Raw genomic sequence first — 10,345 nt, 5'->3', positions numbered from 1 at the left:
GGAAATTCAGGCCGAACTGACCGCCAGCTTTGGCAACGCCATGATCATGGGCCTGATGCTGGTGCTGACGGTGCTGATCCTGCTGTTCAAATCCGTCATTCAGCCCTTTACCATCCTGTTCAGCCTGCCGCTGGCCATCGGTGGCGTGGCGGCGGCGCTGATCATCACCGGGTCTGCGGTGTCGATGCCCGTGCTGATCGGCATCCTGATGCTGATGGGCATCGTGACCAAGAACGCCATCCTGCTGATCGACTTTGCCATCGAGATGCAGCATCAGGGCATGGACCGGGTGAAGGCGGTGATGGAGGCCGGGCACAAACGCGCGCGGCCCATCGTGATGACCTCGATCGCCATGTCGGCGGGCATGCTGCCCTCGGCGCTGGGGGTGGGCGAGGGCGGATCGTTCCGCGCACCGATGGCCACGGCTGTGATCGGCGGCATCATCGTGTCAACCGTTCTCAGCCTTGTGGTCGTGCCATCGTTCTATCTGATCATGGATGATCTTTCGTGGCTGCTGGGCAAGATTTTCAGCCGCTTCATCGGCCCGAAAGAGGCGGAGCCTGACGAACCCGCTGCTTCGGTTCTGGCGGCGCAGATAGCGGCACGCGAGTCTGACATCGCGGCGCTGACGGCCAGGATCGGCGGGTTGGAGGCGCAGCTTGGCCCGCGCCGCCCACCCATACCGCTGCACGTCGCGGAATAATGCGATGAACAGCCCGGCCCATGTGGCCGGGTTTTTCACATGCGAATTGACATGAAGTATAACAATGATGATGAATAGCGTTTGACGGCAAGATTCGCGGGGGGAGACCCGGATCTCTGTCGAATACGGCGCGGCGCGCGTGCGGTGCCGACACTGAATACCGGCCGAAGCGTGCCGGAGCCATGCCCAGGGAGGAGAATACCATGAACACACCACGTCGTCAGGCCTTGAAACTCGCCTGCTCCGTTGCATTTGCAACATTGCTGTCATCGGCCGCTTTTGCGCAAGAGGTGACGCTGAAGTTCCACCAGTTCCTGCCGCAGCAGGCGCCCATCCCCTCGCTGGTGCTGGACGTCTGGGCCAAGAAGGTCGAGGCGGAATCGGGCGGGCGCATCAAGATCGAGCAGTACCCCGCCATGCAACTGGGCGGCAAACCCACCGATCTGATGGATCAGGTGGTAGATGGCATCGCCGATATCGTCTGGACGCTGCCCGGCTATACCCCCGGCCGCTTCCCGCAATCCGAAGTGTTCGAACTGCCCTTCGTAGCGGGCGATGCCGAGGCCACCTCGCGCGCCTACTGGGAACTGGCCGAGAAATACATGATCGACGGCGAGTTCAAGGATATCAAGGTGCTGGGTCTGTGGACCCATGGGCCGGGGCTGATCCATTCCAAAACACCCATCACGTCGGTGGCCGATCTGGCCGGCGTGAAACTGCGCGCACCCACCCGCGTGACCAACATGATGGCCACATCGCTGGGTGCCACGGCGGTTGGCATGCCGGTGCCTGCGGTGCCCGAGGCGCTGTCGAAAGGCGTGATCGACGCCACTATCATCCCGTGGGAAGTGACTGGTTCTATCCGCCTGTCGGAACTGCTGGGCAACCACACCGAATTTCCGGGCGCGCCGCTTTACACCGCCGCTTTCGTGATGGCGATGAACAAGGATGTCTATGCGGGCCTGCCGGATGATCTGAAGGCCATCATCGACGCCAATTCGGGGCTGGAGTTTTCGGCCATGGCGGGCCGCGTGTCGCAAGAGGCCGATGGCCCGGCGCGGCAACTGGCCGTCGATGCCGGCAACACGATTGTCGAGCTGACGCCGGAACAGATCGAGGAATGGAAGGTGGCGGCCCAGCCCACCATCGACACCTGGCTGACCGAGATCACCGAAAAGGGCATTGATGGTGCCGCCCTGCTGGAAGAGGCCCGCGCGGCCATCGCCAAGCATTCCGCCACCAACTGACCATAGCACCACCGGCGGCCCCGCGCCGCCGGTTCCCCCCATCTTGCAGGGAGCCTGTCGATGCACAGTGCTTTTTACCAGCTTGCGCGGTTCATGGCGGCACTTGGCGGGTTGATCCTGACGGCGCTGATGCTGATGACCAGCCTCAGCGTGTTGTTGCGGGCCCTGGGCTTTGGCCCGGTTCCGGGTGATTTCGAGCTTGTCGAGGCGGGCATCGCCTTTGCGATCTTTGCCTTTCTGCCGTGGTGCCAGATGAATGCGGGCCATGCGACGGTCGATCTGTTCGTGCCGCTGTTTCCGCGGGTCGTGAACCGCTGGATACTGGCCTTCTGGGAGGTGGTCTTTGCCGCGGTGCTGGTCCTGATCGCGGCACGTCTCTATGAGGGCATGCTGGGCAAGATGAACAACGGCGAGACGACGTTCCTGCTGCAATTCCCGGTCTGGTGGTCTTATGCGGCCAGCGTCTGCGGCGCCGTGGTCGCGGCGGTCGTGTCGGTTTATGTGGCGCTGCGGCGTGTGATGGGTGCGCTCGGCGGGCAGGACACGTTGCCCGCCGGCGGGGGGGCAGGGCATTGAGCAATATTGATATCGGCCTCTGGTCCTTTCCCGTTCTCTTGCTGATGATCTTTCTGCGCGCGCCCATCGGTCTGGCCATGCTGGTCTGCGGGCTGGGCGGGCTTGTGCTGGTGACGGGCGGGCCGAACATCGTTCTGGCCAAGCTGAAATCCGAAAGCTATTCGATCTTTTCCAGCTATTCGCTGTCGATCATCCCGATGTTTCTGCTGATGGGCCAGTTCGCCACGCTGGGCGGCATGAGCCAGGCCCTGTTCAAAGCCGCCGAAAGCTGGCTGGGCCATCGCAAGGGCGGGGTGGCCATGGCCGCCGTGGGGGCCTGTGCCGGTTTCGGCGCGATCTGCGGATCATCGCTGGCCACGGCGGCCACCATGGGGCAGGTGGCCCTGCCCGAACTGCGCCGCGCGGGTTATTCGGGCGGGCTGTCCACCGCCACGCTGGCGGCAGGCGGCACGCTGGGCATCCTGATACCGCCATCGGTGGTGCTGGTGGTCTATGCCATTCTGGCCGAGCAGAACATTGCCAAGCTGTTCCTTGCCGCCTTCATCCCCGGCATTCTGGCGGCTTTGGGCTATATCGCCGTGGTGGCGATTTATGCCCGGCTTTATCCCGAAACCGTGGGCTCGCGCCCGCGCCAGCCCTATGCCGAACGGTTTCGCGCCTTGTTCCGGGTCTGGCCGGTGCTGGTGGTGTTTCTGGTCGTGGTGGGCGGCATCTATCTGGGCTGGTTCACCCCCACCGAGGGCGCATCGGTGGGCGCATTGGGCACCGGGCTGATCGCCTTCCTGAACGGCGGGCTGACCCGCAAGACGCTGGTGAACAGCTTTCTGTCCACCGCATCGAACACCGCGATGATCTTCATCATCGTCTTCGGTGCGGCGGTCTACAACAGCTTTCTGGCCATCACCCAGGTGCCCCAGGAAATCTCCAACTTCGTGGTGGGGCAGGGCTACAGCCCCTGGACGGTGCTGATCCTGATCATCATCTTCTACCTGATCCTCGGCTGTGTGATGGACAGCCTGTCGATGATCCTGCTGACGATCCCGATCTTCTTCCCGGTGATCGTCCAGCTTGACTTCGGCATGTCGCCCGAACATCTGGCGATCTGGTTCGGCATCCTCGTGCTGATCGTGGTCGAGGTGGGGCTGATCACGCCGCCTGTGGGGATGAACCTGTTCGTGATCAACGCGATGGACCGCGAAACGCCCCTGTCGGCCACCTATCATGCGGTTTCGTTCTTTGTGGCGTCGGATCTGCTGCGCGTGGCGCTGCTGGTGGCATTCCCGTCGATCACCTTGTTCCTTCTGCCATGAGCGCGCCGCCATGACGCATCCCACCCGTGCCGCATTGGAGCCGATAGCCTGGGTTTCGCACGCCAGCCTGGAGGTTCTGACCGGTTATCTGATGAAGCGCGCCTTCAACGTGATCCACGCCGATCTGGTGATCACGCTGGAAACCTTCGGCCTGCGCACGATCACCTTTTCGGCGCTGGTCATGGTGGTGGACAATCCCGGCATCACCCAGACCCAGCTGGCGCAGGGGCTGTGCATCGAACGTTCCAACCTGGTGGTGGTGGTGGACGAGCTGGAAACCAATGATCTGATCGCGCGCAACCCGATGCCCAGCGACCGCCGCGCCTATGCGCTGACGGCAACACCCGCCGGCCAGCTTTTGCGCGACCGCGTGCTGGCCGCGGTGCACGGCCACGAGGCGCGGGCGCTGGCCATGCTGACTGCCGAGGAGCGTGCCGTGCTGAACCGTCTGCTGCGGCGTATCGAGGGGGCCTGACTGAGTTGCTGCCGGTTTCGTGGACACGACGATAAGATCGTGACCCATGAACCGGAAAGTGGAGATGACGAGGTGGAAGTTCAGCCGCGAGTTCAGGGTCGAGGCCACAATGCCGGTGACGGATCGGGGAGTGGCATCCTGAAGAAGGTGGCCGCTTTATTCGCGCGAGAGGCGACATGAGGTTCGCCTTCATCGCCACACTGTTCTTGCCCGCAAAAGTCTCTGTCAGTGCGCAAATGAGCAATCTTTACCACTGAAATACCGACAAGTCGGGGTGACTGCAAGACAGCCACCCCCTCCAACTCATAACCCACGGAGAGGTTACGCGGGTGCTGCGGAATTGATTGGTTCGGCCGGCCGGCCGTACCCTATGTTTCGATGCCCGTAGCGACGCACGCGGACATTTGCTTGTTCAGCATGACCCACGAAGCCCTCCAACATGCACAGGCGGGAGCAGAATTCGCCGACAAGTGCCGATGCTTCATCGGTCAAGACACGTTGATAGCTGTGCGTCTTTATGAACTTTCCGACCCAAAGCCCGCCCGTGTAGCGGCCAGCGCGACGGGTAGGTAGCGTGTGGTTTGTGCCAATGGCTTTGTCACCAAACGCGACGTTCGTGCGCGGGCCAAGGAAAAGCGCCCCATAGGCTGTCATGTTTGCAAGGAACCAATCATCGCGATCGGTCATGACCTGCACATGTTCCGAAGCGATGCGTTCAGATTCTGCGAGCATTTCGTCATAGCTGTCGCAGACAATGATTTCGCCATAGTCTTCCCAGCTTTTTCGGGCAGCCTCAGCTGTTGGCAGGATCGTCAGCAAACGATCAATTTCCACCATGGTTGCGCGGGCAAGTCTTTCAGAGTTTGTCAGCAGGACACAAGGCGAGTTGTAGCCATGCTCGGCTTGACCGAGCAGATCCGTCGCACAGATTTCAGCATCGACCGTTTCGTCTGCGATCACCATGGTTTCGGTCGGGCCGGCAAAGAGGTCGATCCCGACCCGTCCGAACAGCTGACGTTTGGCTTCGGCAACAAAGGCGTTGCCGGGGCCAACGATCATGTCGACGGGCTTCAGCGTTTGCGTTCCAAGGGCCATGGCACCAACAGCCTGCACGCCTCCCATGACGTAAATCTCATCGGCACCGCCCAGATGCATGGCAGCGACGATCGCGGGATGCGGCTCTCCGCCGGCGGGCGGAGCGGTCGCAACGATCCGCTTCACGCCTGCGACTTTGGCCGTCAGCACGCTCATATGTGCTGAGGCGACCATCGGATACTTGCCGCCGGGCACATAGCAGCCGACTGAATTTACCGGAATATTGCGGTGGCCAAGAATGACACCGGGCAGTGTTTCAACCTCGATTTCGCGCAAGGCGGCTTTCTGGTGTTCCGCAAAACGTCGGACCTGGTCTTGCGCAAAACGGATGTCCTTCAGGTCCTGATTGGGGACCTTCGCGACAAGGTGCTCAATGTCAGCTTCGGACAAACGAAAGCTCTGCGGCGACCACCGGTCGAACTTCCCGGAATAATCACGCACTGCCGCATCGCCGCGTGCAAGAATGTCGGCGAGAATGCCTTCGACAGTAGCGCGCACTTTCGCGTCATCGTCAGCGCGAGCGGCCTCTGCCTTGCCAGTCTTGAGTTGCCTTATCATGGTATTCCTCTTTCTTTCTGCCCACGCATGGGGCGGTTTCTCTCGATGCGGCTCAGTAGCCCAGAAGCTCGATCCAGTTGCCGCTCGGGTCGGTGACGAAGGCAAAGCGCAAGCCGTAGGGTGAAGGTGAGGGGCCCACAGCAACCGGAAAGCCATCGGCGCCAAGCAGCGCGAACTCGGCGTCAAGATCATCGGACTGAAACGCGATGTGTTTCGTGCCTGTCGTCTCCAGATCGCGCTCAAGCGGCACGGGAGCCGTCTTCCGTGTCGTCTGCGGCCAGATCAGCTCGACCATGCCGCCCGACCCGTGGAGCAAAACAAGGGTCGTGCCGTCAGAGAGTTCGGCACGGGCGCTCTCGCTTAGTCCCAAAAGCGCGTAGAAGCGCTTTGCTGCCGCCAGATCGACCACCGAAATGGCCGTATGGTGGGTCGCAGTGATCACCGGCGCAGCCTTGCATAGGCGTCAAGTGCAACTGCGGCCACCACGATCGTGCCCTTGATCACGAGCTGGTAGTTCGAATCCACGGCGAGGCTGTCGAGCAGGTTGGTCAGCACCGCTACGATCAAAAGCCCAATGGCGCTGCGCCAGACAGCCCCCTCGCCCCCCATCAACGAGGTCCCGCCGATGACGACGACTGCGATCGAATCGAGTGCCATCGACGCGCCAATGTCAGCCTGACCGATGGAAAGCCGCGACGCGATGATCATTCCAGCCAGAGCCGCACAGGCCCCGCAGATGACGTAGGTCGTCGTCCGGAGCATCGCAGTCGGCAGACCGGCAAGACGAGAGGCCTCGTCATTGCCGCCAATGGCGTAAAGAGATCGGCCATAGACCGTGCGCGACAGGACGAATTCGCCGATGACGAACACCATAAGCAGCACCCAGATGCTGATCGGAATTTCAAGAAACGACCCGCGTCCCAGCAGGGTAAAGGCCTTTTCCGAGACAACGAAAGGCGACGAGTTGGAATAGAGTAGGGCAAGGCCACTGAAGACTGAGGTGGTCCCAAGCGTCGCGACGAAAGGGTTCACGTTCAGCCGCGTGACGATTGTCCCGTTGATCAGACCCGCGAAAACCCCAATCATCATGGTGACCGCGCCTGCCGCCCACAGGGGCCAGCCCGCGACGGCAAGGCTGGCAAAGACCGTGGCACCGGACGCGTAGACCGCACCAACCGACAGGTCGAACCCTCGCGTGATCATGACAAGCGTCATGCCGACTGCGATGATCCCCAGAGGCGCGTTCTGGCTGAGGATGTTCTTTATGTTCTGCGGGTCGAGAAACCTCGGGTAAAGCAGTTGACTTACGGCGATCAGAACGATCAGGACCGCAATCAGGCCATAGCGCAGGGCAATGTCACTCGTCGGTCTGCGCCGGACAGGGGCCGTGGCCGAGGTGCGGGAGGACGATACTTCAGACATGGTGATGCCTTTCTACGCCAAAGGCGCTATTCAAGATTCTGTGCACAGAAAGCTCGGCGCGACTGGCGTCGATGTGATCGACCTGTCGGCCCTCAGACATGACGATGACGCGGTCGGCCAGGGCGCAGATTTCCTCGAGTTCGGAGGAGACCATGATCACCGCCAGACCCTCTTCGGCAAAGGCCCGAAGCGCGTCGAGAATCTCGGCCTTGGCGCCGACGTCGATCCCGCGCGTCGGCTCGTCCACGAGCAGAACTTTGGGCCGGTCGAAGGCCCAGCGGGCCAGAAGGACCTTTTGCTGGTTGCCCCCGGACAGCGTCCCCACCGGTGCGAAAAGCCGCTTGGGATCAAAGCCGAACGCTCGCGTCGCATCTGCGGCGACTTCTGCCGCCAATTGGTTGTCGATCAAGCCGGATCGAGCAATTGCTCGAAGTTTCGGCAAGGTGACATTGTCAGCAGCAGTCATCCCAAGCACGAGGCCTTGGTGCTTGCGGTCCTCGGGAACCAACGCGATGCCAAGTGCCCGGGCAGCGCGGGGAGTGCGTGGCCATGCAACTTCGCGGCCGGCAATCTCGATCTGTCCCGATGACCGGTGCTCCAAGCCCGCTAGCGCGCGCAAGAGGCTGCTTCGACCAGAGCCGACCAGCCCACCCACCCCCAGAATTTCGCCCGCGCGGACTGAAAAGCCGATCTCGCCTATGGCGCCCGGCAAAGCAATATCGCGGACGGAAATCGCGGGCTCGCCATCACGCAGGCGGGAGGCCGGGCGACGGTGATAGATGTCGCCCATCTCCTCACCCAGCATGGCAGTCACAAGCTGCGCCTTTGTCCAAGCCTGGGTCGGCCGCGTCTCGATCAAACTGCCGTTTCGGAACACGGTAATGGCATCGGAAATGCCCAGAACTTCATCGAGATTGTGCGACACATAGATCAGCGTATGACCTTCCGCCCTCAGGTCGCGCATGACCTTGAACAGCGCCTCGCGCTCAGGCTGCGCAAGGGCGGTTGTCGGCTCGTCGAACAGGATGATGCGCGCATTCGCCTGAATGGCACGGAGGATCTCCAGCGTTTGTTGATCCGCCACGGATAGCGACCTCGCTTCCGCATCGGTCGGAATGCTGACGCCCAGGCGACCCGCCAATTCGGCAAACCGACTTTGCATGGCACCTTCGGATAGAAGATATCCTCGGGACAGCGGCTGACCCAAAAAGACATTTGCGACAGCGGAGAGCGCTGGAACGATGGTCAGTTCCTGATAGATCGCGACAACGCCTGCAGCGCGCGCCCGACGCGGGTCGCCAAGGTCAACGCGTGCCCCGCCTATCTCCACGTCACCGGTGGTGGCGCTGATGCGACCGGCCAAGATGCCCAGCGTGGTCGACTTGCCTGCGCCGTTCTGCCCGACCAGCGCATGTATGGTCCCCGCCGCGATGTCGAGGTTGACCGGCTTCAGCGCCTGAATCGGTCCGAAGGTCTTGGACACGCCCTTTAGACGCACTGCGGGAGAAATGGTCGCTGACAAATCGCTCACCCTGATGTCATCTTGGTTGGCAGGCGTGGCCAAAAGCGGTTTTGCTGTGCCACGCCCTTTTCCGCGCCGGTGCGTCACGGGGACTGCGGAACGTAGGCTTCCACATTCTCGGCCGTGACGAGCCCGACAGAACCTTCGACTTGGCCGGGGATGAGCGGGTGACCGTCATTCAGGATGACCCGTGGTACCGCTCTTCCATCGCGCGCGTCGAGTATGGCCTGTACGGCCGCTTCTGCGGCGGTCTGCCGGTAGAAACCCGTTGTCGCTTCAATCCAGCCCGCCTTCAGGGCCTCGACCGACCACTCGGTTCCACCCGCCTCGTATACCTTCACAACTCCCAGTTTCCCCGCGGCCTCCATCGCCGGGATAGCGCCCTTGGACATGTTCGTGTAGGCACCGATGATGATGCTGAGGTCGGGGTTCGCCTGCAGCAAGGTCTGCGTCTTGACCTGGTTGTCGGGCGGCGAATAGTCTGTGCGATGTACGGCCACAACTTCGAATTCGGGGTGCGCCGCCGTGACCTCTGCCAGAGCCTTGTCGAATGAAACCGTGATCGGATGCAGGTTCGGTCCGGTCAGGATCCCGACTTTCTGCGGTCCGGGATTGTCGGCGACCGCCTTTTCCATCACGGCGCGGAAGGCGCTAGGCGTCTCGTTGCCGCCTACGTAGACCAGCGTCCCCGGCGACCACAGATCATCGCCTTCCATGCTGGACCGGCCGCAGGCTGTCCCCGTCGCATGGGCCACCAGTACGTTCGCCGCCGGGGCCCGCTCTGCCACCATATCGCAGACCTGGCTGCCCTCGACGGGCACGACTATCCAGGCATTGTAGCTGTTAAGCAGGGCCGACTCCATCTGGTTGACTTGTCGCGCCACGTCAAATCGGGCGTCGAACACGTCGAAACTGAAGCCATGCTTTGCCGCCATCGCTTCGACGCCTTTGATCGTCGATTGCACGGCGCTATTGGTGCCGATCTCGATGAAGAGCGCGAGTTTGAGCGGTTCTTCGGTGTTTACGATGACCGGGGCATCAAGCCCCACATCAACCGCAATGTCTTCCGCGCGTGCGATGCTAGTTGTGGCCAGCAAGAGCGACAGTCCGATCAGGCTCAGTTTCATCTCATCCTCCCAGATGATGATAGGTCAGGTTGCTGCCCCACTCGGCCGAAGGCACCATCCACTGGACGGTCCGGTCGGCAAGAGGGTTGGGCAGGCCCGCCGCATAGGTTTTCCGATGTGCTTTCTGCGGTTCCTCCCGCATCCAGCGGTCACGCGCGCCTGACCGGATCTCGTAGTGAACCAGCCGGTCAGGGTGGTCGATGTCGTGATGCACGATCGTGTTGCCAAAGCCGTCTTGCCGGAGAGTGACAGCAGGGAATATTCGCCCGTCCCCGCCATGCCCGGTCAGTGCTTGAAGGGCGGAAACTCC

General features: G+C 61.8%; 11 protein-coding genes. 5 read left to right on the top strand and 6 right to left on the bottom strand.

Annotation, left to right across the window (positions count from 1 at the left end; genetic code table 11):
• The 5 genes from GEU84_RS15685 to GEU84_RS15665 all read left to right on the top strand — a co-directional run.
• Nucleotides 1-703 (top strand): efflux RND transporter permease subunit (locus GEU84_RS15685; protein ID WP_174539916.1); only part of this gene is annotated, 703 nt, incomplete at its 5' end.
• Between the two features lie 203 nt (nt 704-906).
• Entirely contained in the window at nt 907-1,950 is a 1,044-nt protein-coding gene (locus GEU84_RS15680) for a TRAP transporter substrate-binding protein (RefSeq protein WP_152827730.1), read from the top strand.
• Nucleotides 1,951-2,010: 60 nt separating this feature from the next.
• Nucleotides 2,011-2,526 (top strand): TRAP transporter small permease, encoded by a 516-nt coding sequence (locus GEU84_RS15675; RefSeq protein WP_152827732.1) that lies wholly within the window; start codon nt 2,011-2,013, stop codon nt 2,524-2,526.
• Complete coding sequence (locus tag GEU84_RS15670) at nt 2,523-3,836, top strand: TRAP transporter large permease (RefSeq protein ID WP_152827734.1); 1,314 nt, start codon at nt 2,523-2,525, stop codon at nt 3,834-3,836. Before GEU84_RS15675 ends, GEU84_RS15670 begins: the two co-directional genes overlap by 4 nt.
• A 10-nt stretch (nt 3,837-3,846) precedes the next feature.
• On the top strand, nt 3,847-4,311 hold the full coding sequence (locus tag GEU84_RS15665) for a MarR family winged helix-turn-helix transcriptional regulator (protein ID WP_152827736.1): 465 nt from the start codon (nt 3,847-3,849) through the stop codon (nt 4,309-4,311).
• A gap of 321 nt (nt 4,312-4,632) precedes the next feature.
• On the opposite strand, the gene hisD is transcribed toward GEU84_RS15665, so the two are convergent.
• The 6 genes from hisD to GEU84_RS15635 all read right to left on the bottom strand — a co-directional run bounded on the left by hisD (nt 4,633) and on the right by GEU84_RS15635 (nt 10,249).
• The gene (gene hisD / locus GEU84_RS15660) at nt 4,633-5,964 is read right to left on the bottom strand and encodes a histidinol dehydrogenase (protein WP_152827738.1); all 1,332 of its coding nucleotides are present in this window, start codon (nt 5,962-5,964) and stop codon (nt 4,633-4,635) included.
• 52 nt (nt 5,965-6,016) lie between these two features.
• Nucleotides 6,017-6,406 carry a VOC family protein gene (locus tag GEU84_RS15655; RefSeq protein WP_152827740.1) on the bottom strand — a complete coding sequence of 130 codons (390 nt, stop codon included), beginning with the start codon at nt 6,404-6,406 and terminating at the stop codon, nt 6,017-6,019.
• Entirely contained in the window at nt 6,403-7,386 is a 984-nt protein-coding gene (locus tag GEU84_RS15650; RefSeq protein ID WP_152827741.1) for an ABC transporter permease, read from the bottom strand. The genes GEU84_RS15655 and GEU84_RS15650 overlap by 4 nt, the downstream gene beginning before the upstream one ends.
• Nucleotides 7,379-8,917, bottom strand: a complete 1,539-nt coding sequence (locus GEU84_RS15645; protein ID WP_174539915.1) for an ATP-binding cassette domain-containing protein — start codon at nt 8,915-8,917, stop codon at nt 7,379-7,381. The genes GEU84_RS15650 and GEU84_RS15645 overlap by 8 nt, the downstream gene beginning before the upstream one ends.
• A gap of 74 nt (nt 8,918-8,991) precedes the next feature.
• On the bottom strand, nt 8,992-10,035 hold the full coding sequence (locus GEU84_RS15640; protein WP_152827745.1) for a sugar ABC transporter substrate-binding protein: 1,044 nt from the start codon (nt 10,033-10,035) through the stop codon (nt 8,992-8,994).
• 1 nt (nt 10,036) lies between these two features.
• Nucleotides 10,037-10,249, bottom strand: coding sequence for a hypothetical protein (locus tag GEU84_RS15635; protein ID WP_152827747.1), 213 nt, complete (start codon nt 10,247-10,249; stop codon nt 10,037-10,039).
• Between the last annotated feature and the right edge of the window lie 96 nt (nt 10,250-10,345).

This window comes from Fertoeibacter niger, assembly GCF_009380135.2.
GTDB lineage: Bacteria > Pseudomonadota > Alphaproteobacteria > Rhodobacterales > Rhodobacteraceae > Fertoeibacter > Fertoeibacter niger.
This window is presented reverse-complemented; position numbering and strand designations above follow the sequence as displayed.

Coding starts and splice junctions, on each gene's coding strand:
- GEU84_RS15680 (WP_152827730.1), top strand. CDS start 907: ATGAACACACCACGTCGTCAGGCCTTGAAACTCGCCTGCTCCGTTGCA.
- GEU84_RS15675 (WP_152827732.1), top strand. CDS start 2,011: ATGCACAGTGCTTTTTACCAGCTTGCGCGGTTCATGGCGGCACTTGGC.
- GEU84_RS15665 (WP_152827736.1), top strand. CDS start 3,847: ATGACGCATCCCACCCGTGCCGCATTGGAGCCGATAGCCTGGGTTTCG.
- hisD (WP_152827738.1), bottom strand. CDS start 5,964: ATGATAAGGCAACTCAAGACTGGCAAGGCAGAGGCCGCTCGCGCTGAC.
- GEU84_RS15650 (WP_152827741.1), bottom strand. CDS start 7,386: ATGTCTGAAGTATCGTCCTCCCGCACCTCGGCCACGGCCCCTGTCCGG.
- GEU84_RS15640 (WP_152827745.1), bottom strand. CDS start 10,035: ATGAAACTGAGCCTGATCGGACTGTCGCTCTTGCTGGCCACAACTAGC.